This window comes from Streptomyces sp. NPDC002787, assembly GCF_053592095.1.
Genome location: NZ_JBSFVC010000014.1, coordinates 175,991 through 200,958 on the forward strand (window position 1 = coordinate 175,991; position 24,968 = coordinate 200,958).

General features: G+C 69.7%; 28 protein-coding genes. 15 read left to right on the top strand and 13 right to left on the bottom strand.

The annotated features are described in order from the left end of the window. Window positions 1-25: 25 nt before the first annotated feature. The 4 genes from ACWD26_RS21130 to ACWD26_RS21145 all read right to left on the bottom strand — a co-directional run bounded on the left by ACWD26_RS21130 (window position 26) and on the right by ACWD26_RS21145 (window position 5,362). Window positions 26-1,492 carry an aldehyde dehydrogenase family protein gene (locus ACWD26_RS21130; protein WP_451272183.1) on the bottom strand — a complete coding sequence of 489 codons (1,467 nt, stop codon included), beginning with the start codon at window positions 1,490-1,492 and terminating at the stop codon, window positions 26-28. Beyond that, window positions 1,489-3,222, bottom strand: coding sequence for an N-acyl-D-amino-acid deacylase family protein (locus ACWD26_RS21135; RefSeq protein WP_451272184.1), 1,734 nt, complete (start codon window positions 3,220-3,222; stop codon window positions 1,489-1,491). The genes ACWD26_RS21130 and ACWD26_RS21135 overlap by 4 nt, the downstream gene beginning before the upstream one ends. A gap of 109 nt (window positions 3,223-3,331) precedes the next feature. Next, entirely contained in the window at window positions 3,332-4,450 is a 1,119-nt protein-coding gene (locus tag ACWD26_RS21140; protein ID WP_451272186.1) for an LLM class flavin-dependent oxidoreductase, read from the bottom strand. Window positions 4,451-4,609: 159 nt separating this feature from the next. Beyond that, the gene (locus tag ACWD26_RS21145; protein WP_451272188.1) at window positions 4,610-5,362 is read right to left on the bottom strand and encodes an SDR family NAD(P)-dependent oxidoreductase; all 753 of its coding nucleotides are present in this window, start codon (window positions 5,360-5,362) and stop codon (window positions 4,610-4,612) included. A 196-nt stretch (window positions 5,363-5,558) separates the two neighbouring features. Between ACWD26_RS21145 and ACWD26_RS21150 the strand changes: the two genes are divergently transcribed. Together ACWD26_RS21150 and ACWD26_RS21155 are read left to right on the top strand one after the other, a co-directional pair. Beyond that, window positions 5,559-6,299: a hypothetical protein gene (locus ACWD26_RS21150; RefSeq protein WP_451272190.1), complete on the top strand. Its 741-nt coding sequence runs from the start codon at window positions 5,559-5,561 to the stop codon at window positions 6,297-6,299. Window positions 6,300-6,385: 86 nt separating this feature from the next. Continuing rightward, window positions 6,386-7,177: a hypothetical protein gene (locus ACWD26_RS21155; protein WP_451272192.1), complete on the top strand. Its 792-nt coding sequence runs from the start codon at window positions 6,386-6,388 to the stop codon at window positions 7,175-7,177. 92 nt (window positions 7,178-7,269) lie between these two features. On the opposite strand, the gene ACWD26_RS21160 is transcribed toward ACWD26_RS21155, so the two are convergent. Beyond that, the gene (locus ACWD26_RS21160) at window positions 7,270-7,950 is read right to left on the bottom strand and encodes a helix-turn-helix domain-containing protein (RefSeq protein ID WP_451272194.1); all 681 of its coding nucleotides are present in this window, start codon (window positions 7,948-7,950) and stop codon (window positions 7,270-7,272) included. A gap of 505 nt (window positions 7,951-8,455) precedes the next feature. Between ACWD26_RS21160 and ACWD26_RS21165 the strand changes: the two genes are divergently transcribed. The 4 genes from ACWD26_RS21165 (at window position 8,456) to ACWD26_RS21180 (ending at window position 11,489) form a co-directional block, all read left to right on the top strand. Then, window positions 8,456-9,214: a class I SAM-dependent methyltransferase gene (locus ACWD26_RS21165; RefSeq protein ID WP_451272196.1), complete on the top strand. Its 759-nt coding sequence runs from the start codon at window positions 8,456-8,458 to the stop codon at window positions 9,212-9,214. Window positions 9,215-9,744: 530 nt separating this feature from the next. Continuing rightward, window positions 9,745-10,212, top strand: a complete 468-nt coding sequence (locus tag ACWD26_RS21170; RefSeq protein ID WP_451272198.1) for a MarR family transcriptional regulator — start codon at window positions 9,745-9,747, stop codon at window positions 10,210-10,212. Window positions 10,213-10,377: 165 nt separating this feature from the next. Then, entirely contained in the window at window positions 10,378-10,947 is a 570-nt protein-coding gene (locus tag ACWD26_RS21175) for a DUF4240 domain-containing protein (RefSeq protein ID WP_451272200.1), read from the top strand. A gap of 35 nt (window positions 10,948-10,982) precedes the next feature. Then, entirely contained in the window at window positions 10,983-11,489 is a 507-nt protein-coding gene (locus ACWD26_RS21180) for a hypothetical protein (protein WP_451272202.1), read from the top strand. A gap of 59 nt (window positions 11,490-11,548) precedes the next feature. Here ACWD26_RS21180 and tgmC read toward each other — a convergent pair whose 3' ends face one another. Genes tgmC through ACWD26_RS21205 form a run of 5 tightly spaced genes read right to left on the bottom strand, consistent with a single transcriptional unit; the run spans window position 11,549 to window position 14,347 of the window. Then, a complete protein-coding gene (tgmC, locus tag ACWD26_RS21185) occupies window positions 11,549-12,748 on the bottom strand; it encodes an ATP-grasp peptide maturase system methyltransferase (RefSeq protein WP_451272204.1) in 1,200 nt (399 codons plus the stop codon). After that, complete coding sequence (locus tag ACWD26_RS21190) at window positions 12,745-13,116, bottom strand: hypothetical protein (protein ID WP_451272206.1); 372 nt, start codon at window positions 13,114-13,116, stop codon at window positions 12,745-12,747. Before ACWD26_RS21190 ends, tgmC begins: the two co-directional genes overlap by 4 nt. Then, on the bottom strand, window positions 13,071-13,727 hold the full coding sequence (locus tag ACWD26_RS21195) for a hypothetical protein (protein WP_451272208.1): 657 nt from the start codon (window positions 13,725-13,727) through the stop codon (window positions 13,071-13,073). Before ACWD26_RS21195 ends, ACWD26_RS21190 begins: the two co-directional genes overlap by 46 nt. Continuing rightward, entirely contained in the window at window positions 13,727-13,990 is a 264-nt protein-coding gene (gene tgmA / locus ACWD26_RS21200) for a putative ATP-grasp-modified RiPP (RefSeq protein WP_451272210.1), read from the bottom strand. The genes ACWD26_RS21195 and tgmA overlap by 1 nt, the downstream gene beginning before the upstream one ends. Continuing rightward, window positions 13,991-14,347 carry a DUF6415 family natural product biosynthesis protein gene (locus tag ACWD26_RS21205; RefSeq protein WP_451272212.1) on the bottom strand — a complete coding sequence of 119 codons (357 nt, stop codon included), beginning with the start codon at window positions 14,345-14,347 and terminating at the stop codon, window positions 13,991-13,993. Window positions 14,348-14,617: 270 nt separating this feature from the next. Between ACWD26_RS21205 and ACWD26_RS21210 the strand changes: the two genes are divergently transcribed. From ACWD26_RS21210 to ACWD26_RS21220, 3 genes are read left to right on the top strand one after another with little or no spacing between them, the layout of a single operon-like run. Further along, on the top strand, window positions 14,618-14,878 hold the full coding sequence (locus ACWD26_RS21210; protein ID WP_451272214.1) for a hypothetical protein: 261 nt from the start codon (window positions 14,618-14,620) through the stop codon (window positions 14,876-14,878). Further along, the gene (locus ACWD26_RS21215) at window positions 14,850-15,377 is read left to right on the top strand and encodes a DUF6879 family protein (protein WP_451272216.1); all 528 of its coding nucleotides are present in this window, start codon (window positions 14,850-14,852) and stop codon (window positions 15,375-15,377) included. The genes ACWD26_RS21210 and ACWD26_RS21215 overlap by 29 nt, the downstream gene beginning before the upstream one ends. A gap of 24 nt (window positions 15,378-15,401) precedes the next feature. Beyond that, window positions 15,402-16,256: a helix-turn-helix domain-containing protein gene (locus ACWD26_RS21220; RefSeq protein ID WP_451272218.1), complete on the top strand. Its 855-nt coding sequence runs from the start codon at window positions 15,402-15,404 to the stop codon at window positions 16,254-16,256. Window positions 16,257-16,311: 55 nt separating this feature from the next. Here the strand turns inward: ACWD26_RS21220 and ACWD26_RS21225 are convergent, their stop codons facing one another. Beyond that, entirely contained in the window at window positions 16,312-16,545 is a 234-nt protein-coding gene (locus ACWD26_RS21225; RefSeq protein ID WP_451272220.1) for a GntR family transcriptional regulator, read from the bottom strand. A 135-nt stretch (window positions 16,546-16,680) separates the two neighbouring features. Here ACWD26_RS21225 and ACWD26_RS21230 point away from each other — a divergent pair, with 135 nt between their 5' ends. Then, window positions 16,681-17,022, top strand: coding sequence for a hypothetical protein (locus tag ACWD26_RS21230; RefSeq protein WP_451272222.1), 342 nt, complete (start codon window positions 16,681-16,683; stop codon window positions 17,020-17,022). Between the two features lie 76 nt (window positions 17,023-17,098). After that, window positions 17,099-17,311: a hypothetical protein gene (locus ACWD26_RS21235; RefSeq protein WP_451272224.1), complete on the top strand. Its 213-nt coding sequence runs from the start codon at window positions 17,099-17,101 to the stop codon at window positions 17,309-17,311. A 63-nt stretch (window positions 17,312-17,374) separates the two neighbouring features. Here ACWD26_RS21235 and ACWD26_RS21240 read toward each other — a convergent pair whose 3' ends face one another. After that, window positions 17,375-18,277 carry an LLM class F420-dependent oxidoreductase gene (locus ACWD26_RS21240; RefSeq protein ID WP_451272344.1) on the bottom strand — a complete coding sequence of 301 codons (903 nt, stop codon included), beginning with the start codon at window positions 18,275-18,277 and terminating at the stop codon, window positions 17,375-17,377. Between the two features lie 238 nt (window positions 18,278-18,515). Between ACWD26_RS21240 and ACWD26_RS21245 the strand changes: the two genes are divergently transcribed. Next, window positions 18,516-19,292 (top strand): TSUP family transporter, encoded by a 777-nt coding sequence (locus tag ACWD26_RS21245; RefSeq protein WP_451272226.1) that lies wholly within the window; start codon window positions 18,516-18,518, stop codon window positions 19,290-19,292. A 267-nt stretch (window positions 19,293-19,559) separates the two neighbouring features. Here ACWD26_RS21245 and ACWD26_RS21250 read toward each other — a convergent pair whose 3' ends face one another. After that, window positions 19,560-20,822 carry an amidohydrolase family protein gene (locus ACWD26_RS21250; RefSeq protein ID WP_451272228.1) on the bottom strand — a complete coding sequence of 421 codons (1,263 nt, stop codon included), beginning with the start codon at window positions 20,820-20,822 and terminating at the stop codon, window positions 19,560-19,562. 199 nt (window positions 20,823-21,021) lie between these two features. Here ACWD26_RS21250 and ACWD26_RS21255 point away from each other — a divergent pair, with 199 nt between their 5' ends. The 3 genes from ACWD26_RS21255 to ACWD26_RS21265 all read left to right on the top strand — a co-directional run bounded on the left by ACWD26_RS21255 (window position 21,022) and on the right by ACWD26_RS21265 (window position 24,961). Further along, entirely contained in the window at window positions 21,022-24,045 is a 3,024-nt protein-coding gene (locus tag ACWD26_RS21255; RefSeq protein WP_451272230.1) for an AfsR/SARP family transcriptional regulator, read from the top strand. Window positions 24,046-24,238: 193 nt separating this feature from the next. Then, the gene (locus ACWD26_RS21260) at window positions 24,239-24,472 is read left to right on the top strand and encodes a hypothetical protein (protein ID WP_451272232.1); all 234 of its coding nucleotides are present in this window, start codon (window positions 24,239-24,241) and stop codon (window positions 24,470-24,472) included. Window positions 24,473-24,601: 129 nt separating this feature from the next. Beyond that, complete coding sequence (locus tag ACWD26_RS21265; RefSeq protein ID WP_451272234.1) at window positions 24,602-24,961, top strand: DUF6247 family protein; 360 nt, start codon at window positions 24,602-24,604, stop codon at window positions 24,959-24,961. Window positions 24,962-24,968 lie beyond the last annotated feature (7 nt).

Below are 24,968 nucleotides of genomic sequence, written 5' to 3' on the forward strand. Positions count from 1 at the left end.
CCCCCGGCGATCGCAAGGGAAGGCCTCACCCCGGCCAGACGATCGCCTGCACCTCGCTGTACGCGTGCAGCGCGTACGACCCCACGTCCCGGCCCACCCCGCTCTTCTTGAACCCGCCGAACGGCGCCTCCATGTTGCGGCCGACGGTGTTCACCCCCACTCCCCCCGCCCTGAGCCGCCGGGCCACGCGGAACGCTCTGGCCACGTCCCCCGACCAGACGTAGTCGATGAGGCCGTAGTCGCTGTCGTTGGCGAGGGCGACCGCCTCGTCCTCGTCGTCGAAGGGGAGGACGACGACGACCGGGCCGAAGATCTCCTCCCGGACGACCCGCATATCCGGCGTGCAGTCCGCCAGCAGCGTGGGCGCGACGTAGAAACCCCGGTCGTACGGCGGCCGCTCACCCCCCGCCACCACCCGCGCCCCCTCCTTGCGGCCCACCTCGACATACGACTCCACCCGGTCCCGGTGGGCCGCCGAGATCACCGGCCCCACCACCGTGCCCGCCTCGCGCGGGTCGCCCACCGTCAACCCTCCAACATACGCGGCCAGTTGGGTCACCAGACGGTCGTAGACACCGCGTTGTGCGATCACCCGCGTCGGCGCCGTGCAGATCTGTCCGCTGTAGAAGGTGAAGGTGGTGGCGATGCCGGCCACCGCCGCGCCCACGTCCGCGTCGTCGAAGACGACCGCCGCGCCCTTCCCGCCCAGCTCCATCAGCTGGCGCTTCATCCCGCGCCCGCACACCTCCGCGATCCGCTGTCCGACGGCCGTCGAGCCGGTGAAGCTCACCATGTCGACGTCCGGGGAGTCCACGGCCGCCTCGCCCACGTCCGCGCCCGGCCCGCTCACCACGTTCACCACACCCGGCGGAACACCGGCGGCCTCCAGGGCCTCCGCCATGCGGTACACGGAGAGCGGGTCCTGCGGGGCCGGTTTCACGACCACCGTGTTGCCCATGGCGAGCGCGGGGGCGATCTTGCCAGCCGGGTTGGCCCAGGGGTTGTTGTACGAGGTGACGCAGGTGACCACGCCCACGGGCTGGCGTACGGCGAGGGCGCCCATCACGGCCGCCTTGCCGAAGGGGCCCGCCTCGTTGATCTGGGGCGCGATCGGCTCCTCCACCGGCTCGACACGGGCGTACCGCTGGAAACGGGCCGCCCCGACCCCCACCTGCATCCCCCGCGCCGTACCGGTCGTCGCGCCGGTCTCGGCCCGGGCGAGCTCGGCGTACGGGACGAGATGGCGGCGTATGTGGTCCGCCGTACGGGCCAGCACGGCCGCCCGCTCCGCCGCCGGGGTCCGTGACCACGGGCCGAAGGCCTCGCGGGCGGCGGCGGCTGCCGCGTGCACCTGTTCCCGCGAGGCCCCCGGCGCCCACCCGACGACGCCCTCGGTCGCCGGGTCGATCACCGCGTAGTGCCCACCGTCGGGCTCCACCCAGGAGCCGCCGATGAACAACCGCCGCCGCTCCGAAGACCCCTCGGGACTCACCTCGTACTCACCGTCCGCGTGTCCCGCCCGCTGCGCAGCACCTTCCCCGGCACGGCACCGGTCACCACGTCGTCGCGGATCGCCTCGACCCCGTTGACCCAGACGGCCCGTACGCCGATCGCCTTCGAGTCGAGGCGCGGGCTGTCACCCGGCAGGTCGTGCACCAGGGTGGCCTTGCCGGCGTCGACGCGCTCCGGGTCGAAGAGGACGAGGTCAGCGTGCCAGCCCTCCCGGACCTGCCCCCGCTCCCGCAGGCCGAAGAGCCGCGCCGGGTCGTCGGTCAGCATCTTCACCGCCTGTTCGAGCCCGACCAGTTTCCGGCCGCGCAGACAGTCCCCGATGAACCGGGTGGTGTACGGGGCGCCGCACATACGGTCCAGATGGGCGCCCGCGTCCGAGCCGCCGAGGAGGACGTCCTCGTGGCGCCAGGTCTCGGCGCGCAGGGCCCAGGAGTCGGGGTCGTTGTCGGTGGGCATGGGCCACAGCACCGTACGGAGGCCGTCGGCGGCGCAGATCTCCACCAGGCACTCGAACGGTTCCTGTCCCCGCTCCGCCGCGATGTCCTTGACGACCCGCCCGGTCAGGCCCTCGTTCGCCTCGCTGTAGGTGTCCCCGATGACGTACCGCCCGAAGTTGGCGAGCCGCCGGAAGACACCGGCTTCCCTCGAGTCCGCGCGCCGCAGCATCTCCGCCCGTACGTCCGGGTCACGCAGCCGTTCGATCCGCTCGGGCACCGGCAGGCCCAGGATCGGCCCCCACCCCGGGATCAGGTTCAGCGCGCAGAACGTCCCCAGCGACATGTTCATGGGCGTGAGGATCGGCATGGTGAGGGCCACCACGCGGCCCCCGGCCTTCCGCGCCCGCTCACTCGCCTCCAGCTGCCTCGGCACGCGCTCGGGAACGGCCGAGTCGATCGTCAGCACGTTCCAGTTGAGCGGCCGCCCCGCCACCGCGCTCATCTCCACGAAGAGATCGATCTCGTCGTCGCTGAACTGGTCCAGGCATCCGGCGACGATCGCCTCGATCTGCGTGCCCTCGTGTTCGCCCACGGCCCGTGACAGTGCGATCAGCTCGGCGGGCGTGGCGTGCCGCGAGGCGACGGGCCGGCCGTCCCCGTCGCTGTGCGTCGACGACTGCGTGGTCGACAGCCCCCACGCCCCCGCCTCCATCGCCTCGTGGAACAGCCGCAGCATCGCGTCCAGCTGCTCGTCACTCGGCTGCCCGCCGATCGCGTCCGGCCCCATGACGTACCGCCGCAGCGCGCAATGCCCCACCATGAACCCGGCGTTGACGGCGATCCGTCCTTCGAGCGCGTCCAGGTACTCGCCGAACCCGCTCCAGTTCCAGGGCGCCCCCTCCTCCAACGCGACCAGCGACATCCCCTCGACCTTGGACATCATCCGCCGCGTGTAGTCCGCGTCCTCGGGACGGGAGGGGTTCAGGGGCGCCAGCGTGAACCCGCAGTTCCCGCCCGCGACCGTGGTCACCCCGTGGTTGAGGGAGGGAGTCGCGTACGGGTCCCAGAACAGCTGGGCGTCGTAGTGCGTGTGGGGGTCGACGAACCCGGGCGCCAGCACGAGCCCGGCCGCGTCCTCGGACGTACGGGCGTCTTCGGCGACGTTCTGCCCGATGACGGCGATACGGCCGTCGCGTATGCCCACGTCGGCTGTGTAGGCAGGGGCACCGGTCCCATCGACGACGGTCACACCTTTGATGACATGGTCGAGCACGACTCGCTCCTTCCGGGTGCCTGGTAAGAATGTGGGTGCCGCCCATGCCGGTCAGGGGCGCGGGGAACTGCGCGACCAGCCCCCACCCACCCTCAGCCGCCACTCGACCTCAGACAGCCCCTCGAAACCGCGTGGTGCGATGCACAGGATCCGTGTCGATCTTCGGAATCACGTGCTCCCCGACGAGGCGAATGGTCTGCAGCGTCGCGTCCTTCGGCACCCCCACCGGCAACCCGAAGCTCAGCTGATCCGCCCCGGCCTGCTCCCACCGCTTGCACTGCCGGACCACCTCGTCCGGGTCCCCGCAGATCAACAGCTCTTCCTCGATGAGCAGTTCGATGAACTCCTCGTTGTACTCGGGCAATGTCTCCGGCCACACGGGGAAGCCGTCCGGCCGGGGGAACGTGTCGTGGTACCGGAAGACGAGCGACGGCAGGTAGTGCAGCCCCCCGTTGACCGCCACCCGCACCGCCTCGTCGTGGGTGGGCGCGCAGATCGCCGTCGTCGTCACCATCACGTTGTCGTTGACGAAGTCCCCGATCGGCTCGGCGTCGACGATCGCGGTCTTGTACTGCTCCAGCACCCACTCCATGTCGGAGACCTTCTGCACGCTGAAGCCGAGCACCCCGAGCCCCTTGCGCGCGGCCATGGCGTACGACGGCGGCGACCCGGCGGCGTACCACATCGCCGGGTGGGACTTCCCGTACGGCTTGGGCAGGATCTTGCGCGGCGGCAGGGACCAGTGCTTGCCCTGGAAGCCGACGTACTCGTCCTGGAGCCACATCTTGGGGAACTCGGCGATGGTCTCTTCCCAGATCTCCTTGGTGTAGTTCATGTCGGTCACACCGGGGATGAACCCGAGGATCTCGTGCGAGCCCGCCCCGCGCCCGCTGCCGAACTCGAAGCGGCCCTCGGTGAGATGGTCGAGCATGGTGACCTTCTCGGCGACCTTCACGGGGTGGTTGACCTGGGCGAGCGGGTTGAAGATCCCGGAGCCCAGGTGGATCCGCTCGGTCGCGTGTGCCAGGTACCCCAGGAACACGTCGTTGGCGGACAGGTGCGAGTACTCCTCCAGGAAGTGGTGCTCGGACGCCCAGGCGTACTTGAAGCCGGACTTGTCCGCCTGGATGACGTACTCGGTCTCCTCCATCAGCGCCTTGTGCTCCGCGAGCGGATCCGTCTCGGCCCGCTTGCCCACGTATCCCTGTACAAAGAGCCCGAATTCCAAGGAGGTTCACCGTCCTCAGCCATACCCGGCAGCCGTATCTGACAGTACGTCAGATCTCGATACGGCCGACTGTTCCACCGGCCCCCGTGGAGCGTCAATAGCTGACGTGCCGTCAGATAACTGTGATCCAGGCTTACCGTGAGCACAGGCTCGCCGTGATCACAGGCTCACCCCGGCCAGCCAGCCGCCGTCGATCACGAACGGCTGCCCGGTGATGTAGGAGGAGTCCGCACAGGAGAGGAAGAGGGCCAGCCGGGCGACCTCCTCGGGGCGGCCGATCCGGCCGAGCGGGACGCGCTTGCGGTAGAGCTTGTCGACGGCCGCCGCATCCCCTCCGTCCCCCGGATCGCTCATCGCGGTGTCGACGGCGCCCGGACAGACCGCGTTGACCCGGATGCCCTTGCGGGCCAGCTCCAGCGCGGCCACACGGGTGAGGCCGACGATCGCGTGCTTGGTGGCGGCGTACGCGCCGACGTACGCCATGCCCGTCATCCCGGTGTACGAGGCGGTGTTGACGATTGTGCCGCCGCCGGCCGCCTCGATCTCGGGGGCGAGGGCCTTGATGCCGAGGAAGACACCGACCTGGTTGACCCGCACGACCTGCATGAACTCGTCGAGGGGGGTGTCGACGAGGGAGTTGAAGCGCAGGACGCCGGCGTTGTTCACGAGGCCGTCGACCCGGCCGTACGCGGCCTTGGTGGCGGTCACGGCCGTCGCCCAGTCCTCCTCGCGGGACACGTCCAGGTGGACGTAGAGCGCGCCGATCTCCTTGGCGAGGGCCTCGCCCCGGTCGTCGAGCACGTCGGCGACGACGACCTGGGCCCCCTCCTCCCGGAACAGCCGGGCCTCCTGCTCCCCCTGGCCGCGCGCGGCGCCTGTGACGAGGACGACACGTCCGTCGAGCTTGCCCATGCGGACTCCCATCGCGGTGTGTTGGTCGAGGTCAGGGTACCTCTACATCTGACGGTGTGTCAGTTGAGCGAGTGATGGCTTGCATTTGCGATCTCAAGTGACCCGGGAGTAGGGACATTTGACTCTGTCCACTGGCTGTACGGGACCCCAATAATCCTCCATCGGAAGGTAAAGCACCCCCCAAGGAGAGACAGCCATGGCAGCCAAGAGGCGCTTCAGGAACAAGAAGGTCCGATACTTGGCGATCGGCGCCTCACTCGCGACCGGCGCGGCCACCGTCACCGTGCTGCTGCCGTCGGCCAACGCCGCCGACGAGCCGACTGCCGAACGGATCATGAGGATGTGCGAAAGGACTGCCAAGCTCAACGGAAAGCAGCAGTCGACGAGCGATTTCGGGGGCGGCCTCGGGGACGGATTCGAATCCGACACCTGTGATTTCGTGGAGACGAAGTTCGAGACCTTCGACGGCCCTACGGAGAAGGTCACTGTCGACTTCCCGAACTGCGAGCCGAACGCCACCGAACCATCGAAGGTGACCACCGAGTTCTCCAAGGCGGTGGGCCAGGGCCAGGGCAAGTACACCGCGACCCAGCAGGGCGCCCTCGGTGGTCTCTTCGGAGCCCTGAGCGGCGGCTGGGTGAAGCACAAGGGCACGCTGGACATGACCGTCAAGACGGCCACAGCCAGCGAGTCGGAACAGCGGGAAGTTCCTGTCGGCAAGGTCATGCACGTGACCTTCACGCCGAAGATGCAGCGCATGACCGGCGAATGGCGGGTACACCTCGACGCCGACCCTGGCAGCTTCGCCGTGAACCCCTCCCCCGAGAAGAACTTCGTGGCGCCGGAGGTCGTCGAGGGGCCGGTCATCCTGGAAAGCGCCGCGGGCACGCCCGGGCTCGCGGACGGCACCACCAAGGTCGTCCTGGAGGACTGCTGACCGAAAGGCCGACAGCCGACGGCCTCCGATCGACCCGCCAACCCTCCCACCAGTACTTATCCCCCTCACTCTCGCAGGAGACCCACATGACACGCACCGGGCGCAGCGGCAACCACCGCAGCAAGAAGAAGCGCATCACCCTCGCTCTGGCGCCGGTCGTCGCCCTCGGACTGGCCGTCCCGCTGATGTACAGCGCGGGAGCCGCCACCCCCGACGAGGTGGCCACCGACTGCCGCACGGACTCGGACAGGCTGGAGAACTGCGAGTTCGTCGACGTCCAGTCCAAGGCCAACAGCCTCGGCCCCAACGAACGGGTCACCTCGGTGACCGACAATTGCGGAGTCAGCACCGCGGCGACGAAGACCTTCAGCGGCACGGCCTCCGTGACCCGCGTCATTCAGCTGGAGGACGGCTTCAACACGGACGGCAGTACGAAGCTGGCGAGCTCCATCTTCGAGATCGGCGTCAAGTTCGCCACACAGGAATTCAATATCAAGCGCGACGACACCACGTCGTCGTTCTCCTTCTCCAGGGCCGACACGGTCAAGGCGGACCACATCGCCTTCTTCATGTGGTCCCACAAGCGCACCGACGTGAGCGGCTTCCTCAAGGCCACCTACAAGGAGGCCCAGGACGGCCAGAAGGTGTTCTTCTCGCCCAGCGAGAACGCCACCACCGTCCACGTCTTCTACCCGCAACTCCTGCCCAGCGGAACGCCGGACGGCCGGCTCTGGCTGCGCAATGTGAAGTGCGGTACGCCCCAGGCCAACGGAATCCTCAACAGCGAGAACAGCGTGCGCGCCGAACCCGGATTCGACGCGGGCGGCGCGAACGTGACCGACATCGAGATTCCGCTCTCCGACGTCACCATTCAATAGGACTCGGAGAAATCCGAGTAATCCCCTGATCCCCCGTGCCAGGCGCGGGGGATTTTTTTCAGGAGCCCGGTCACGAGTCCGACAGGGCATTCTCAAACGCGAACACCGGTGGCCGCTCCCAGCCACCTCAGCACCGCCTCCGTACTCCCCCGTACATCCAGCTTGGCGTAGATGTTGCTGAGGTTGTTGCGGACGGTCTTCTCGCTCAGGGTCAGACGCAGCCCGATCTCCTGGGCACCGAGGCCGGTGGAGAGCAGCTCCATGATCTGCCGTTCGCGGGGGGAGAGCAGTGAGCGCAGCCGCTCCCTCGCCTCGTCCTCACCGGGGATCTGTCGGGCGGCGTCACGGATGATGGCGCACGCGACGGGCGAGAAGTAGGTGTGGCCGACCGTGGCGGCCACGACCGCCGAGGAGAGCATGCAGGCGCAGTAGTCGCCCTCCACCAGGTAGCCGGCCCCGCCCCGGAACACGTCCACCACCGCGTCGGTGTCCCTGAGCGGGCTGACGACGATCACCGGAGCGGTCATCGCTCCCATGGCCTTCAGCAGCTCCGCGAAAGAGACGGACGGGTCCTCGCACCGCAGGACCACGACATCCACCTCGGTCTCGCGGAGCGCGCGGTACGGCGGTGGGACGTGCAGCGCGCTGCTCACGTACCGGTCGTCGGGGGCCGGCCAGTCGTGGTGCGGCCAGTCCCGCTCCGCGCAGGCGAGCGCCACCGACAGACCGCGGCCGTCACTGTGGCCGTGGCCGAGGGACGAGGGCGTCTGCACGCGGGGCGGGTGCGCCGGGAGACGGGAGGAACGTGCGGGAGCAGCTGAAACGGTGGTACCTACGTGCTGGGACGTTCCGATGTGCCGGGGGGATCGCACTTCGTGGGTCCTTCCGCCGAAGCCATGACTCCCTTACATACGCGGCCCCGACGCCACTTGTTCGAAGATTCAAGAACAAAACGCAAACCTGTCAGACAGCCACTCGCCCGAGCGTCTCACCACGGCGTTGGGGCAGCCGAATCCTCGAACTCCCTTATCTCTTAGGGCCGTTCACCGACCCACCGGATCGTCCGGGCGCGCACCGGAGACGACCGGCTGTCGCTCCTCCCGCCCGCCCCAGCGCCGCGAGGGCGAGGGCCAAGCCTCTTGAGGGCATTGTCGCCGCCGCCCTGCGTCAGGGCTCGTCCGGCAGATCACGAGCCGAGCCAGGGCCGGACGGAGGCGAGGGCCGGCCAGTGCCCTAATCGTGTTGACCGCCCCCGGCAGGCAGTGCTGGAGTCGGCACGTGGACAGCATCCCCGCCAACCGGCAGCTCTGGAACCGGATCAGCAGCGCCTACCAGCACGAGCACGACCCGCAGATCGGCGCCGCACCCCGGCTGTGGGGCATGTACTCCGTCCCCGACGCGCACCTGAACGCCCTGGGCGACGTCACCGGCAAGCGCGTCCTCGAACTCGGCTGCGGCGCCGGCCAGTGGTCCAGGGCGCTCGCCGCCGAGGGCGCCACCGTGGTCGGGCTCGACCTGTCCGAAGCCCAACTCGCCGCAGCGGCCAGCGCGATGGGGGCGGCCCGCTACCCGCTGGTGCAAGGCGCCGCCGAACAGCTCCCCTTCGCCGCCGGCAGCTTCGACCTGGTGTTCTGCGACTTCGGTGGGCTCAGCTGGGCGCCCCCGCACCTGGCCGTCCCGGAGGCCGCACGCGTCCTGGGCCGAGGCGGGCGCCTGGTGTTCAACGTCGCCAGCCCATGGTTCGAAGCTTGCTACGACGAAACCGCCAGCCGCGTGACCACGACGCTGCAGCAGGACTACTTCGGGCTGAACACCATCGCCGAAGACGACGGCGCGACCAGCTATCAGCTCACCTACGGCGACTGGGTCAAGGTCCTGCGCGGCGCGGGTCTCGTCATCGACGACCTCATCGAGCCGCGGCCCGAACGCGGAACCCCCAACGGCTACAACGACACCGACCCACCCGACTGGGCACACCGCTGGCCGGCGGAACTGCTCTGGGTGACCCACAAACCGTTCCGCCGCGCCGAGACGTGAAGGCATCCCCTCGCCGGGCAGGCCCAGGGCCCAGCCGCCCACGGTTCCGGCCCCGAGCAGCGTGCCCTCGGTCGGAAAAACACGCTTCCGCCACCCATCGGTCAGAAAGCAGCACGCTTCCGCTCAGCTCCAAGGCTCGGCATCCGCTTTATCGTGGCGTGTCGACCTCCCCTGAGGCCCCGTACGCCCTGGCCTGCGCCCCCCGCCGCCCAGCGGGGTTGTCTCCAGGATGCGACCGTGGGCCAGGGCTTCCGTCCCACCCGTGCCGGTAGCTGGCTCCTTGCCCTGCTCCTTCTGGCCTCAGTCGCGTATGGAACCCACCAACGCCCCCAGTTGAGCAGGGCAAAGGTTCTGGGTTCAATGCCCCCATCCACACCCTGGACCTCCTGCTGCACGGCACGGCACGGCACGGCACGGCGAACGTTGCCTGCTGGGCACCAGCTTGTCCTCAACCGCACTTGAGGTCATACGGTCTCTGCATGACCTGCACGGCGTGCAGGCTCCGCACAGCAGTGCCAGGAGGGGACCCCATGACGACTCAGCAGATCTCCGACGCCGAACTCGCCGAACAGCCCGCCGCGTACTGGACCGGCGTCGCCTACGAGGCACTCATCGCGTACATCCGGGCTCAACAAGCCGCAAAGGGCTACACCCAGCCCCAGTTCTGGCTGCTGCGCAACCTGTCGGAGAACGACATCTCGCCCGATGGCGCGGGGATGACCCTGCCCGAACTGCAGGAAGCCATGGCCTCCTACCTCCGGCCCGAGGATGATCTGGCCGCAGAGGCCGAGGTGCTCCTGGAGCGCGGCTGGCTGACCCGCGATACCGAGGACCGGCTGTGGCTCACCGAGGTGGGGGAACAGGCCCGCGTCGACATCAAGCGCACCACGCCCGCGTTCCGTGCCGTCCTCCACGAAGGCATCGACGACGCGGACTACGTCACCACGGTGAAGGTGCTCCAGCAACTGATCCGCAACGCGGGCGGGACAGCCGCCTGACAGACCCCAAGGGGCCGAGCACAGCGCCCGGTCCCTGGTGCGTTCGTGGCAGGTCAACCAATACCGCAGTTCGTCGAGGTCATGCCGCCACCCAACTTGCCCTCCTGCGACATCCACTGTGAGCACATCTCAAACACGCCTTGGGGCCCTGGCACACTGCCCGCCATGGACGGTGAAGAGTTCTGGCGCGTGCTCGACGCGATGAAGGGCAGTGGCAAGCCGCTCGACGCCGCTGTTCTCGATCACCTTTCGTCGCTGTCCCTGGAAGAGATCCTCGCCTTCGAGGCCCGTTTCACCCGTCTACGTGACGCGGTCTACCGCTGGGACGTAGGGGCGGCCGCCTACCTGATCGGCGGAGGCTGCTCCGATGACCGGTTCAGCGACTTCACGGCGGGGCTGGTGGCACTCGGACGCGAGTGGTACGAACGGACGCTCGCATGCCCGGATGCCCTCGCCGAGCACCCTGCCGTACTTGCCGCTGCGGTGGCCCAGGACCAGGACGTCATCTTCGACGAAGACTTCAACTTCGTCTCGGCCGGGGCGTACAAGCGGCTGACCGGTGACGCAGACGCCTTCTGGGAGGCTCTGGAGGCGTACACCGACGCTCGTGCCACAGCCGAAGAGAAGGACGACGGTGCCGACATGGGCGAGTCGTTCGACTTCGACGATGTCCAGGAGATGCGCCGGCGTCTGCCACGGCTGGCCGCACTCCATCTCGGCTCGGGAGCGGACTGACTCACAGCGGGACGGAGCTCTGGCAGGATGACTTGATGTTCGATTTCGGCATTGCGGGCTATCGGCCAGCGTGGCTGGACGGCCGTGGCGGTGTGATGCGGGAGCACGGGAATCGTCTGCGAGGTCTTGCCGGCCGGGCGCTGACGAGAGTCTGGCTGGTCTGGGACCTCCACGACGACGAGTGGTTCTGCGACTGCCCAGTGCTGTTCGACTTCGCCGGCGAGCAGGTCGAGATCAACCACCACAAACTCGGTGAGCTCTCCCTCACATGGAACACGATCGACCCCACCCGACCGGTCCGGTGGCCCGGCTTCGACCTGCGGTGGTGTCCGGAGCCTCTGCCCGGCCTACGTGATCTGCGGGGACTGCCCCTCAAGGGGGCCGAACTGCTCGAGTGGACAGGCAGTGGTGTCGCTCAGGGAAACGTTGACATCAGCTTCGCCTTCGAGACGGGCCGGGTGACCGTCTTCAACGCGCTCGACGAGAACGGGCTGAGCTTCGTCCCTGCCGGTCCGAACCAGCGGACCCACCGGTTCCCTTGAGGTCGACCCGAACTCCTCTATCTGGCCAGTGAGTTCGGTTCCAAAGCGTGTGGCGGTGGTCAAGTGGGCAGGTCCCAAAACAGCCCTTCGGGGCAGCCGAGCCAGACCCGCTGGCGCGTCGGGGTGACGGTCAGCCCGAACTCGGTCTGCGGCGGCGCGCCGACGCTCCGCCACGTGCTGATCGCCTCTTCGGCGGCGTCCCACAGTCGCAGCGGGCCGCCCTGACGCACCAGGAACCCACGCCCGCCGTCCGGCACAAGCGTGGCGAACGACCTCGTGGCCAGGTCGACCACGTGGTCCAGCATCGGCCCACCCCCCATGCTCATGCCGATGTACTGGGCGCCCGGTAGCGCAAGCTGGGCGACGAACTGAGTGGTCCAGTCGGCGAGTACCTCGGGGCCGACCTGTGCCGAACGTTCGTCGGCGTCCTGGGTCAGCAGGTCCGCGACGCCGGACAGAGCGGGCGCGGCGTGCGGACGCGCGATCATGAACGACACCGTGCCGGGCAGGAACCGCCCTTCGGCAGTTCCGCCCTCGCCGACTGTCAGCTTCACCAGGCCCGACCCGTACAGCCACCCGGAGACGCTGGTGATGACGGTGCCGCCGGGCCGCACCTGTTCGAGCCAGGCCCTAGGAACGGTACGCACGGAACACGTGGCGATCAGCCCGTCGTACTGGGCGCCTTCGGGGTGGCCGAGCAGACCGTCACCGTTGACGAGCGTCGGTTCGTACCCGGCCGCGGTGATGGCGGCCCGGGCGCGCTCGGCGGCGGCCGGGTCCACCTCGACGGAGGTCACGTTCTCGCTGCCGAGACGCTCGCACATGAGGGCGGTCGAATAGCCGGTGCCCGTGCCGACCTCCAGCACCTGGTCCCCGTCCCGGGGGTCGAGGTCCTGGAGCATCCGCACGATCAGGCTCGGCAGGGTGGACGACGAAGTCGGATCGCCGTGCACGGGCCGCCCGTCCACGTCTCCGGGATGCACATGGCCGTCGAGCTGGGTCACCAGCGTGTCATCGGTGTACACCTCGGCCGGCCAGGCGCCCGCCTCCTCCCGGCCCGGGACCACCGGCGTCCACAGGGTGCCCTGCGAGTCGTGGGACCGACGGAAGTACTCGCGCACGAACTCATGCCGGGGCACGGCCTCGACGGCGGCACGCCATACGGCCGACCGCAGGTGCCCGTCCCGTTCGAGCTGGTCGGCGAGGGCGTGACGCAGCTCGGCGGCATGGGACTCGTCGAGGGGCGGGGTGCCGGTCATGCAGGGTGTCCCTTCTCCAGCAGATCGGCCAAGGCACATGCGATGGCCCCGGTCGTATCACGGTCCACGAATGCCCACTGGCCGTTCGGATTGCACTCCAGGAAACGCCACGCGCCGCCTGCTTCCACCGCGAAGTCGAACGCGCCGAAGACCAGGCCGAACGCCTTCAGATAGGCGCGGATGCCCTGCCGGACCTGGGCAGGCACGTCGGTGAGGTCCATGGGGGTACAGGTGATCAGGTCGTAATCGAGCCGCCAGTCGAGGTGATCGCCGTCGGTGGTGATGCGGGTGACGAACAGCCGCTCGCCCACAGCCGCCACCCTCACGTCGGCGGTCTTGGCGACGGCCTGCTGGAACAGTGCGGGCACGCGGCGACACCGTCGCCGATCTCATCGGCTACGACCGGGCGGACCCAGACCGTGCGCAACGCGCCGCCCACGCGGTACGCGGTCGATCTGAGTGGCTTGTAGACCACCGGCCCGTACTCCTTGGCGAAGGAGCGTGCGGACGCAGGGTCGTTGGTGACCAGCGTCGGGGGCACGTCCAGCCCGGCCCGCACGGCTTCCGTGATCTGGCGGGGCTTGAACTCCGCCCCTGAGTTCCGATGCGGGTGGTTGACGTACAGACACGACGGAAGAGCCGCCAGCAGACCGCCCAGACCGTGCCGGATCTGGGCCACCGTGAACTCCCTCTCTTGGTCGTCCAGGCCGGCATAGGGCGGGCCGTAGAGGGTCGGGCGCCGGTAGTAAACGGCGCGGGCGTCCTCAAGGCTGAGGGTGCGAGTCGGGGTGCTGAGCGGGCCGTGCCAGGACCAACCGCTGCCCGCGTGAGCGGAGAACGTCACCTCGCCCGGCGAACCGGGGTCGAGCCGTACGACCGGGACGCCCCGGCCGTTCGACTCGGCGATGACATGTTCCGCCGTCAGGTCGTCCAGGGCGGTCAGCACGACGACCGGACGCACCTGGTGTGAAGAGAACATCAGTCCTGGTCCGAGTCCTGGTCCTGGCCCTCGTCGGAGTTGGCGGGCCCGGAACCGTCACCCTGACTGGTCTGGGTCTTCGTCTCCGTGCCGGTACCGGTGCCGTGCTTGCCCATCTCGACGGGGCGTCCGTGCGGATCGCGGAAGACGGCTGTCTGCGACGCCGGGTCCAGCGCCACGGCGGTGGCGGCGGCGTGCAGCTTCGGGTACGGCTCCATGCGGGTCAGGCCCCATGGGCGGAGAGCGTGGGTTGTCGGTTCCATCTAAATCTCCTGACCGCTGAGTTCGAGCTTCGCCAGGTTCTCGTGGTGGTCGCACAACGCGTTCACCGACCGGGCGAGGCGCTGGGCATGAGCGATGCCGGTGGGGAGGGTGGCGCCGGGTTCGAGGCCAAGGCGCATCCGGGCCTCACCGACGCAGGCGAGGGCGCAGGCACGGGGGACGTCATCCTCGGGAAGCCGTCCGGCCGCGGCTGCCACGTCTGGGACGGCGACCATGATGTGGCCGCGCAGTTGCAGGGTGAGGGTCTCCAACTCATCGAGGGTGGGAGGCTCGGCGTCCTCGGCGAGCAGGCGGCGTGCGGTGAGCCGCATCGTCTCGATGTCGAGCGGAATCCCCATCGGCTCTCCGGCAGACGGCAAACGGGCGGCACGGGTCTTCATGGCGGCGGTCCTCAACAGCGTCGGTGGCTCCCAGCGAGGCTGACGCCGGCAGCTATTTCTTCGTAGTCCCTGACATTAGGGACCTGCCGCACACCGCTTCCAGAGATGTGCAGATATGTGCAAGTAGTCACGCTGACAGGGGCGTTGGCTACGAGGCGCTCTTGACCCTGCCCTTTGTGAACCGCACTGTGATGCAGAAAGATGCGTACCTCGTGGAGGGAGGCCGACGTGCCCCTACTGTTCATCGGGATCGATCCGAACACCGGTGACGACGAGAGCCCGACCGTGTGGGTCGATCAGGAGAACAAAGAACTCGTCCTCCAGGGCTGGAAGCCTGGCCGCGAACTCGAAGCGGAATGCGCCGCGTTCGAAGCCCCGGGCCACGGCAAGGGGATCCCGGAGGGCGAGGCAGTGATCCGTATTCCGGCCAGGATGGTGCACATGATCAGGGAGGCCTGCGATGCCGTCGAGCGTGCCTCCGTTCAGTGAGCTGATCGCGGCCTGTGAGCACTCGGCCGTTCACTTGGAGATGCGCGACGCGTACGCCGTCGACTCCGAGAAGGGGCCGTTCGCCGAGTGGCGTGCGGGGTTCCGTCACGACCCGGAGGATCGGGCATCCTGGTGGCGGCCGTGGCTCGACCTGATCCAGGAGACGGTCTCGCGTGGGGTCGTCGTACGCCGAGCCAGGATCGTCTCCGAGCCGGTCACCGAGTACATCCGCTTCGAGCACTCGAACACGTTCACCAACATCGCCGCGGGCGAGCACGTACGCTGGCTGTCCCGCCGACGTGCCTCGGACATCGCGCTGCCGGGCAACGACTTCTGGCTGTTCGACAACCGACTGGTCCGTTGGAACCACTTCACCGGCGACGGTGCTTCGGCCGGCCAGGAAGTCTCCGACGATCCGGCAGCGGCACAGCTGTGTTCGGAGGCGTTCGAGGCGGTCTGGTCGCGAGCCGTTCCACATGACCAGTACGAAGTCCGCTGACAGCACGTCCCGGTAGGCCAGTTCATGCCCCTCTCCCCGTCCTCATCCGCCCAGGCCGCGCGCGAGGCCGTCGCCAGGCGTCTGCGCGACCTCCGGAAGGAGGCGGGATTGACTGTCGTCGAGCTGGCCGACCGGTGCGACTGGCACCACTCCAAGACCTCCCGCATCGAGAACGCGGTCACCGGTCCCACCGCGAAGGACATCCGCCGCTGGTGCGAGGCGGTTCACGCCGACGACCAGGCGGAGAACCTCGTCGTCCAGTCGGTGAACGCCGAGTCGATGTACCGGGAGTGGCGTCATCAGCTCCGTAACGGCCTGAAGCAGCTACAGGAAAGCTCCGCACAGCTCTTCAACAGCACCGAACTGTTCCGGGTGTATTCGTCCACCCTCGTCCCCGGGCTGCTCCAGACCGAGGGGTACGCGGCGAGCGTCCTGCGAAGGGCCGCCCACTTCCGTGACCTCCCCTCCGATGACAGCGCCGAGGCGGCCCAGGCCAGGGTGGCGCGCTCGCGAGTCGTCCACGAGCCGGGACACCGCTTCGCCCTACTCATCGAAGAGGCTGTTCTGTACTGCCAGATCGCCGACGCGGAGGCCATGGCCGCGCAACTCGGTTATCTCCTCACGGCGGGGGCCCTGCCGTCGGTCTCGCTCGGCGTCATTCCGATGGCCGCACGAGAACGCACGCAGTGGCCCCGGGAGACGTTCCATGTCTACGACGACGCACTCGTGTCCGTTGAGCTGGTGTCGGCCCGCGTCAGAATCACCCAGCCCGACGAGATCGCCCTCTACCTGAAGGCGTTCGAGCAGCTGCGGGGCATGGCCATGTACGGGGCGGAAGCGCGCGCCCTGATCCTGAAGGCGATCGAAGCCCTGAGCTGACCGGGGTCGAAGCGTGTCGCACGTCGGGTGCCACCCAAGTCCCGTCAGGAGCAGGTCACTTCCCCTGATCGGCGACGAACGAACCCTGCCCCAGCACGGTACGGAGCCTGCCCTCCGCACGAAGGGAGGCCACCGCCTTCTGCACCGTCGACGCGGCAACGTCGAACTCCGTGGCGAGATCCACCACAGCGGGGAACCGACTGCCGGGCGCATACGTGCCGGCGTCGATGCGGCGGCGCAGTTCGTCCGCGAGCTGGGGCCACACGGGCTTACCACGGTCAAGATCCATGACTCGAACGTATGCGTCTTCGCGTAATCGAGCGACCGCGAATGCGCGAATGCGCGAATGCTCTGAATGCGAGAGACCCCGGCGGCCTGGCACGGCCCCGGGGCATGGCCATCAGCTGAAGAGGAGCTGAGGACAGTGAGCATTATCCACGTGTACCTGCGATGGGTGCTGGGCATGGTCGCCCCCGGCACCGGCAGGCGGCGGGCCGCTTCCCACCGCGCCGTCCTCCCAACGCCCCGACCAGAGGCCCCCGGTCCCGCCGCATCGCGACTCCCGGCCCCGCGTTCCCCCTACAGCCTGGACACGGACACCCCCCTCGACGGGGCAGCCTCCCCGCTCGTCCGCCCCTACCTCGTCGCCGTAGAGCGGGAGCAGGAACGGCAGTCCCGGCGACGGCTCGCCCTCGTGCTCGCCGCCGACTTCGGCATCGATCTCGACCGGCATGTCATCGGAGCAGAGCGGATGATGGCGTGCTGAGGGCACCGCAGGCGGACGCGGCGCTGTCGGCCGAGTGCGCGCTCGCCGGGCGGCCCGACCGCGAGGGCCCGCACCGGTGAAGGCTGGGCGGTACCCCGACAACGGGGCCTCACGGCTGACCATCCGCACATACCGGATCGGCCCCGACGGCGAGACCGACCGCCGCGCACAACAGCTCACGGTCACGGTCATGAGCGAGCACGACACCGAGCGCCTGCCGAAGTCGCAGCAGTGGCCGCCGTGCCGCTGCCCGCGCTGCCGGAGCGGGCGGGAGACAGAACGCCGGTAGCAGCCCCCTGCACCAGAGGCCGCCGCCCGGCCTTCCGTACCTTTACGGCTGGGCGGGCGGCGCCTACAGCAGCGGCCCGACCTCCGCCCCGAACACGCCTATCTGATCCACCAGTTCACTCCTGCCCCGGCTTCGGAAACGGACCTGGATCTGGTGCACGCCCATCGCCGCGTACGCCCGCAGGGACTCGGCGAGGGCGGCCGGGTGGCCCGTGACGGTGCGGCGGCCGACGTCCCAGGTCGGGTCGCCGACGTACAGCGGCTCGGTGATCGCGCCGATGGTGAACGGGCCCGTGGCGCCCGCCTCTTCCCGCAGCCGCCGCAAGCGGGCGATCTGCTCCGGCAGGCGGTCGCGGGGGTCGCCCTGCGGCAACCAGCCGTCGCCGCGCACGGCGGCCCGGCGTACGGCGGCGGGGGACGAGCCGCCCACCCACAGGGGGATGCGGTCCTGGGCAGGTCGAGGGAGCTGGCCCAGGTCTTCGAAGTCGTACAGCTTGCCGTGGTGGGCAGGGAATTCGTCCGGGCCCAGGGCCGCTCGCAGCGCGTCGACGCACTCGTCCAGGACCGCGCCCCGGCGGTCGAAGTCGGCCCCCAGCACCTCGAACTCCTCCCGAACGTGCCCGGCGCCCACGCCGAGGATCAGCCGGCCGCCCGAGAGGTGGTCGAGGGTCGCGTACTGCTTGGCGGTGAGGAGCGGGTGGCGCAGGCCTACGACCGCGACGTGACTCAGGAGCCGGACGCGTTCGGTGACTCCGGCCAAGTAGGCGAGCGTGGCGACCGGGTCGTACCAGACCGTGCTCATCGCGGGCGCGAGGCGGCGCGGAATGGCCACATGGTCGCAGGTGGCGACGTACGCGAACCCGGCCCTGTCAGCCGCCCGCGCGATCTCCGCCAGGTCCTCCGGCCCGGCGTCCGCCTCCCAGGGCTCGGCGTAGAGGGTGCTCTGCGACTGGACGGGGAGCTGCATCCCGTAGACCAGTCGGCCTTCCTGCGGTGTCGGCACGGTCGCCCCCGGATGGTGGTTGGTGCGCAGGTACTGCGTGCTCGGCCGCACCCATCGTCGTAGCTGACGGTTCGTCAGACAAGAGGGGCGTCAGACAAGAGGTGAGGCAGACCTCAGCCCATGGCAGGGCCTGAGGCGGACGCGAGGATCGCGCATGGTGGGCCCATTGTGGGGTCCTCACTCTCGGGGTCATGCTCGGCGGATGTCCGAGATCCTGCTCGTGCTGCTGGCCGGTCTCGCCGCCGGGACGTTGAACGCCGTCGGCGGCGGAGGCACGTTCGTGGCGCTGCCCGCCCTGGTCGCGGTCGGGCTGCCCCCGGTGACCGCGAACGCGGCCTCGACCATCGCCCTCCTGCCCGGTTCGGTGGCCGGCGCGTGGGTCTCCCGGCACGAGATCGCCCAGGTGGGAGCGGCTTCCACGCGGGCGCTGACCACGACCAGCGTGCTCGGCGGCGGCCTCGGCGCCGCGCTCCTGCTGGTCCTGCCCTCGTCCTCCTTCGACGCCGCCGTGCCCTGGCTGCTGGCCTTCGCCACGCTCGTCCTCGCCCTCGGCCGTCATGTCCTGCGGCTGCTCGGCACGTCGCCGGACCGGGCCGCCGGCCTCGGCCCCCGGGCCTTGCTGGCTGGACAGTTCCTGCTCGCCGTGTACGGCGGATACTTCGGCGGAGCCGTAGGCATCCTGATGCTGGCCCTGTGGGGCATCGGCATCGGCCTCGACCCCGCGACCGGCAACCCGATGCGGATGGCCCAGGTCACCGCCGTCTACCTGAGCGCCGCCGCCCTCTTCCTCATCGCCTCGGACGCGCTGACCGCCCCGCTCCTCCTCACCGCCATGCTCACGGGCGCCATCGCCGGCGGCTTCGCGGGCGCCCGCCTCGCCCTCCGCCTCCCCTCCCGGGTCCTAGGGGGTGTCGTCCTGGGCACGGCGGTCACGATGACGGTCCTGTACTTCGTCCGGGCGGGAATCGGAACCGGCTGACAGACCGAGGTTCTGCGCCCCCGCCGCCCCTACCCAGCCCGTTCTCCAGGGGCTGCGCCCCTTCGACCCCCATTGCGGGGCGGGCGGTTCGGGGTGGGTGGGTGAGTGCGGGTTCGGTGGGAGCTTCTCGCGCAGTTCCCCGCACCCCTTGAGGGCCTACGGCCCTTTCGGGCCAAAAAGCAGGGGCGAAGTCCCGCTTTTCAGGCGCGCGGGGAACTGCGCGAAAAGCCCCACCCACCCGCACCCGACCATGCCCCCGATCCCCCCTCACGCCCCCGCCCAGAGCCCCTCCTCCGTCAGCCCCAGCAGTTCGATCGCGTTGCGGCGGACGATCCGGTCGACGACGTCCGGGGCCAGGTGGCCCATCTGGGCTTCGCCGACCTGCCGCGACTCGGGCCAGGTGGAGTCGGAGTGGGGGTAGTCGGTCTCGTAGAGCACGTTGCCCACCCCGATGGCGTCCAGGTTACGGAGCCCGAACGCGTCGTCGAAGAAGCAGCCGTAGACGTGGTCGGCGAAGAGTTCGGACGGTGGGCGGTGGACCTTGTCGGCGACGCCGCCCCAGCCACGGTTCTCCTCCCACACCACGTCCGCGCGCTCCAGGATGTACGGGATCCAGCCGATCTGACCCTCGGCGTACATGACCTTGAGGTTGGGGAAACGCTCGAACTTGCCGCTCATCAGCCAGTCGACCATCGAGAAGCAGCAGTTGGCGAAGGTGATCGTGGAGCCGACGGCGGGCGGGGCGTCGGCGGAGGTGGACGGCATACGGCTGGACGAGCCGATGTGCATCGCCACGACCGTGCCGGTCTCGTCGCAGGCCGCGAGGAAGGGGTCCCAGTCGTCGGTGTGGACGGAGGGCAGCCCAAGGTGCGGGGGGATCTCGGAGAAGGCCACGGCCCGGACCCCTCGGGCCGCGTTGCGGCGCACCTCCGCCGCCGCCAACTCGGCGTCCCAGAGGGGGATCAGGGTGAGGGGGATCAGGCGGCCCCGGGCCAGCGGGCCGCACCACTCCTCCACCATCCAGTCGTTGTACGCCCGGACACCGAGCAGCCCCAGCTCGTGGTCGGCGGCCTCCGTGAAGGTCTGGCCGCAGAAACGCGGGAAGGTCGGGAAGCAGAGGGCCGACTGGACGTGGTTGACGTCCATGTCGGCGAGGCGCTGGGGGACGTCGTACGAGCCGGGGCGCATCTGCTCGTACGTGATGACCTCCAGCTTGATCTCGTCCCTGGAGTAGCCGACGGCGGTGTCGAGGCGGGTCAGCGGGCGGTGCAGGTCCTCGTACACCCACCAGTCGCCGATGGGGCCGTCGTCGCCGGGGGCGCCCATGACGGGCTTGAAGCGGCCGCCGAGGAACGTCATCTCCTTCAGCGGCGCGCGGACCACGCGGGGACCGATGTCCCGGTACTTCTTCGGGAGCCGGTCCTGCCAGACGTTCGGGGGCTCCACCGTGTGGTCGTCGACGGAGATGATCTTCGGGAAGGGGCCGGCGGCGGCGGTGGGATCCGTGGCGCTCGTCTCCATGGTGTCCATGTGTGTCACGGTAGCGCCGATCTGACGGACCGTCAGCTGTCCTGTCAGGACACCGGCCACGACATGAGGTGCGAGGAGAGCCCGTGTGGACCTGGTGACATCCCGCGTGGCGACCTGTGATCGAGCTCTCGCCCGGCTGACGGATCTGCCATGAACAAGGCAAACTGGCTTAGGTATCAGGGAGGCTTGGGGGGCGTCGATGGGTGGTGAACCGGGAGTGCCGGAGGTCGGTGTGCCGCGAGTGCCGGAGCAGAGGGGTCCCGGGGACGCATCGATTCCGGAACCTGCCGCCGAGGCCGCGGCGGAGCTCCGCTTCAGCGTTCTCGGCCCCGTGCGGGCCTGGCGCGGCGCCGATCCCCTCGCCACCGGTTCGCCACAGCAACGCGCGCTGCTGGCGGCGCTGTTGCTGCGCGAGGGCCGTACGGCCACCGCCGGCGAGCTGATCGACGCGCTGTGGGGCGACGATCCGCCGTCGCAGGCGCTGGCCGCCGTACGGACGTACGCCTCGCGGCTACGCAAGGCGCTCTCCGCCGGTGTGCTGGTGAGCGAGTCCGGAGGGTACGCGATCCGGTCGCTGTCCGGGGGCGCGCTGGACCTCGCCGTCGCCCAGGACCTGGCCGCCGACGCCGAGAAGGCCAAGAACTCCGGGGATCTGTGCCATGCCCGCCATCTGCTGAACAAGGCGCTGAGCCTGTGGGACGGCGAGGTCCTGGCCGGTGTTCCGGGGCCGTACGCGGAGGCGCAGCGGGCCCGTCTCGACGAGTGGCGCCTCCAACTCGTCGAGGCCCGGCTGGACATGGACCTGGAGCAGGGCTGCCACGCGGAGGCGGTCTCGGAGCTGACGGCCCTCACCGCCGCGCACCCTTTGCGGGAGCGTCTGCGCGAACTGCTGATGCTCGCCCTGTACCGCAGCGGGCGCCAGGCGGAGGCCCTCGCCGTGTACGCCGACACGCGACGCCTCCTCGCCGACGAACTGGGCGTGGACCCGCGCCCGGGCCTGCGGGAGTTGCAGCAGCGCATCCTCCAGGCGGACCCGGGCCTCGCGGAACCCTCCGCGCCGCTCGCCCCGGAGCCCGCCGCCGGCCCCGTCCGTCCCGCGCAACTGCCCGCCACCGTCCCGGACTTCACGGGCCGGTCGTCCTTCGTCGAGGACCTGAGCGAGACGCTGGCGGGGGCGTCCGGCGCCGAGGGCCAGGTGATGGCCGTGTCCGCGCTGGCGGGCATAGGCGGCGTCGGCAAGACGACCCTCGCCGTGCATGTCGCCCACCAGGCGCGCGCCTCCTTCCCGGACGGGCAGCTGTACGTCGACCTCCAGGGCGCCGGCGCCCGCCCCGCCGAGCCGGTGACGGTCCTCGGCTCCTTCCTGCGGGCGCTCGGCACGGCCGACTCCGCGATCCCCGACTCCCTGGAGGAGCGGGCCGCGCTGTACCGGTCGGTCCTGGACGGCCGCCGGGTGCTGGTGCTGCTCGACAACGCGCGGGACGCCGCCCAGGTACGGCCCCTCCTCCCCGGTACGGCGGGCTGCGCGGCCCTCGTCACCGCCCGGGTGCGCATGGTCGACCTGGCCGGCGCCCACCTCGTCGACCTGGACGTCATGTCCCCGGACGAGGCCCTCCAGCTCTTCACGAAGATCGTCGGCGCGGAGCGGGTCGCGGCGGAACGCAAGGCCGCGCTCGATGTCGTCGCCGCCTGCGGTTTCCTGCCCCTCGCCATCCGTATCGCCGCGTCCCGTCTGGCGGCGCGCAGAACCTGGACGGTGTCCGTCCTGGCCACCAAACTCGCCGACGAGCGGCGGCGGTTGGACGAGCTCCAGGCGGGCGATCTGGCTGTGAAGGCCACCTTCGAACTGGGCTACGGCCAGCTGGAGCCCACCCAGGCCCGTGCCTTCCGGCTGCTGGGTCTCGCCGACGGTCCGGACATCTCCCTGGCCGCCGCGGCCGCCGTACTCGACCTGCCGCCGGAGGACACCGAGGACCTCCTGGAGACCCTCGTCGACACCTCCCTCCTCGAATCCGCGGCTCCCGGCCGCTACCGCTTCCACGATCTCGTCCGCCTCTACGCGCGTGCATGCGCCGAACGCGACGAGGAGCCGGCGGGCGAGCGGGAGGGGGCGGGCGAGCGGGAGGGGGCGATGTCGCGGCTGCTCGACTTCTATCTTGCGACGGCGGCGGAGGTGTACGCGATCGAGCGGCCCGGCGACCGGCTGGTGGACGATCTGGAGGCCACCGAGCATCCGGGGCTGCGCTTCGGCGACGGGTCCGCGGCTCTGGACTGGCTGTACAGCGAGGCCTCGCCCCTGCTGAGCTGCGTACGGCAGGCGGCGGGCACGGACCGGCTGCGCCGGGCGGTGGATCTGCTGTGGGCGGCTCGGGATCTGGCCGAGTCGGGGGCCAACTCCCACCAGTACGAGACGACGGCCACGGCCATGTGCGAAGCGACGCAGTCGGCCGGAGACACCCGCGCGGAGGGCAGGGCCCGCAACATCCTCACCGGCGTCCTGCTGGTCTCCGGCCGCATCCAGCAGGCGGCGGAGGAATCACGGCTCGCCATGGAATGCGCGGCCGCGGCCGAGGACCCCACCGCCCACAGCTGGGCAGCCCAGGACCGAGGGCTCATCGCGCTCCACCAACACCGGTACACGGACGGCAAGGTCTACTTCGACCAGGCCATAGAGGGGTTCCGGGCAGCCGGCAACGGACTCTGCGAGGCAACGGCTCTGTGCAATCTCTCGCGGGCCTACATAGGGATGGGCAACACCGCGAAAGCCATCGAGTTCGCTCAGCACGGCCTCGCCGTCCACATCGAAGTGGGCAGCACGATGCGGTTGGCCAACGGCCACTACGCGCTGGGAGTGGCTCTGACCAAGGCGGGCCGGCACGCGGAGGCCCTCAGTCAGTTCTCCGAGGCCCTGACGATCTTCGTGGATCACCGGCAGCGACTCTGGGAAGGAACCACCCAGTTCAGGATCGCGGAGGCGAACATCGCCGGCCGACGGCCCGCCCAGGCCGCACAGCACGCCGAACAGGCTCTCGCACTCGGCTGCATCGGCGGCGACCGGACACGGGGCAGCGTCCTGACACTCCTGGGACGAGCGCTCGCCTCCCTGGGCCAGGCCGACCGTGCCAAGGCGTGTTGGAGGGAGGCGCTCAACCTCTACGAGCAGAACGGTGCGGACGAGGCCGAGGACGTACGCGCCCTGCTCTCGCCCGCCGCAGCGGCCTGACCGCGGGGACGTTCAGCATTCGTTTATCACCGCCCGGCACTCTTATGCCTGTCACACCGTCGCGTCGGGGGGCAGGCGGTCTGACCAGGAGTCCGACCAGTTAGGGTGCGGCTCCGAACGCCCGTCCGGTGGTCATCGGGGGAGCCTCCGGACGGGCGTTCCCTACTCGCCACCACAGCAGAGGGACGCGACCATGAGTGAGACGAAGAAGGCAGTGGACGTCACCCCGCTGGACAACAACATGCCCAGCGAGCCCGCCAAGAACGACATCACGACGCTCGACAACAACATGCCCGCACCGCCGAAGGTCCCGGGTGACGGCCCGCTGGACAACAACATGCCCAGCGAACCGGTCAAGAACGACATCACGACGCTCGACAACAACATGCCCGCACCGCCCGCTCTCGACCTGGACGGCCGCAAGTAAGGGCACACCAGACTTCCGTTCCCACGGGGACCGGCCGCGGTGGCGCGGAGGGGGAGCCACCGCGGCCGAAGTGTCTCCGGAACCGCGCCGTGCGGGGCGGCGCGGCGCGCGGTGCAAGGAAGGATCAGGATGATCGCAGCGCATACCGAAGCCGGTGGGCCCGTCGTCGCTCGGCCGGAGAGAACACCGACCGCGCTGCGTCTGGCCCTGACACGGGTGGCACCGCACCGCCTGCCGGAGATGGAACGGCAGAAGGACGAGGCCATCACCCTGGCGGCGCGCTCGGGCAGCCTCGGCCCCATCACCCGGTTCCTCGAAGCCTGGGCCGTGACCGTCGAGATCGCCCGTGTCCCTGCCTCGGCGACCCGGCTGCGCGCCGCCGAGCACACCGCACGGACCGTCGACCACGACGACCCCGCCTGGCGCGAGGCCATGGACGAGCTCCGCGACCTCCACCGCGCCGCCCGGGAGTCACTGAACCGCGCATGACCGGCGC

What these genes read in the sequence shown, in the direction of transcription:
- ACWD26_RS21220 (WP_451272218.1), top strand. Translation starts at nt 15,402, where the DNA reads ATGCCCCTCTCCCCGTCCTCATCCGCCCAGGCCGCGCGCGAGGCCGTC.
- ACWD26_RS21240 (WP_451272344.1), bottom strand. Translation starts at nt 18,277, where the DNA reads ATGCAGCTCCCCGTCCAGTCGCAGAGCACCCTCTACGCCGAGCCCTGG.
- ACWD26_RS21205 (WP_451272212.1), bottom strand. Translation starts at nt 14,347, where the DNA reads ATGGGGATTCCGCTCGACATCGAGACGATGCGGCTCACCGCACGCCGC.
- ACWD26_RS21180 (WP_451272202.1), top strand. Translation starts at nt 10,983, where the DNA reads ATGTTCGATTTCGGCATTGCGGGCTATCGGCCAGCGTGGCTGGACGGC.
- ACWD26_RS21170 (WP_451272198.1), top strand. Translation starts at nt 9,745, where the DNA reads ATGACGACTCAGCAGATCTCCGACGCCGAACTCGCCGAACAGCCCGCC.
- ACWD26_RS21225 (WP_451272220.1), bottom strand. Translation starts at nt 16,545, where the DNA reads ATGGATCTTGACCGTGGTAAGCCCGTGTGGCCCCAGCTCGCGGACGAA.
- ACWD26_RS21215 (WP_451272216.1), top strand. Translation starts at nt 14,850, where the DNA reads ATGCCGTCGAGCGTGCCTCCGTTCAGTGAGCTGATCGCGGCCTGTGAG.
- ACWD26_RS21265 (WP_451272234.1), top strand. Translation starts at nt 24,602, where the DNA reads ATGATCGCAGCGCATACCGAAGCCGGTGGGCCCGTCGTCGCTCGGCCG.
- tgmC (WP_451272204.1), bottom strand. Translation starts at nt 12,748, where the DNA reads ATGACCGGCACCCCGCCCCTCGACGAGTCCCATGCCGCCGAGCTGCGT.
- ACWD26_RS21195 (WP_451272208.1), bottom strand. Translation starts at nt 13,727, where the DNA reads ATGTTCTCTTCACACCAGGTGCGTCCGGTCGTCGTGCTGACCGCCCTG.
- ACWD26_RS21145 (WP_451272188.1), bottom strand. Translation starts at nt 5,362, where the DNA reads ATGGGCAAGCTCGACGGACGTGTCGTCCTCGTCACAGGCGCCGCGCGC.
- ACWD26_RS21250 (WP_451272228.1), bottom strand. Translation starts at nt 20,822, where the DNA reads ATGGACACCATGGAGACGAGCGCCACGGATCCCACCGCCGCCGCCGGC.
- ACWD26_RS21155 (WP_451272192.1), top strand. Translation starts at nt 6,386, where the DNA reads ATGACACGCACCGGGCGCAGCGGCAACCACCGCAGCAAGAAGAAGCGC.
- ACWD26_RS21255 (WP_451272230.1), top strand. Translation starts at nt 21,022, where the DNA reads ATGGGTGGTGAACCGGGAGTGCCGGAGGTCGGTGTGCCGCGAGTGCCG.
- ACWD26_RS21175 (WP_451272200.1), top strand. Translation starts at nt 10,378, where the DNA reads ATGGACGGTGAAGAGTTCTGGCGCGTGCTCGACGCGATGAAGGGCAGT.
- ACWD26_RS21245 (WP_451272226.1), top strand. Translation starts at nt 18,516, where the DNA reads ATGTCCGAGATCCTGCTCGTGCTGCTGGCCGGTCTCGCCGCCGGGACG.
- ACWD26_RS21260 (WP_451272232.1), top strand. Translation starts at nt 24,239, where the DNA reads ATGAGTGAGACGAAGAAGGCAGTGGACGTCACCCCGCTGGACAACAAC.
- tgmA (WP_451272210.1), bottom strand. Translation starts at nt 13,990, where the DNA reads ATGGAACCGACAACCCACGCTCTCCGCCCATGGGGCCTGACCCGCATG.
- ACWD26_RS21150 (WP_451272190.1), top strand. Translation starts at nt 5,559, where the DNA reads ATGGCAGCCAAGAGGCGCTTCAGGAACAAGAAGGTCCGATACTTGGCG.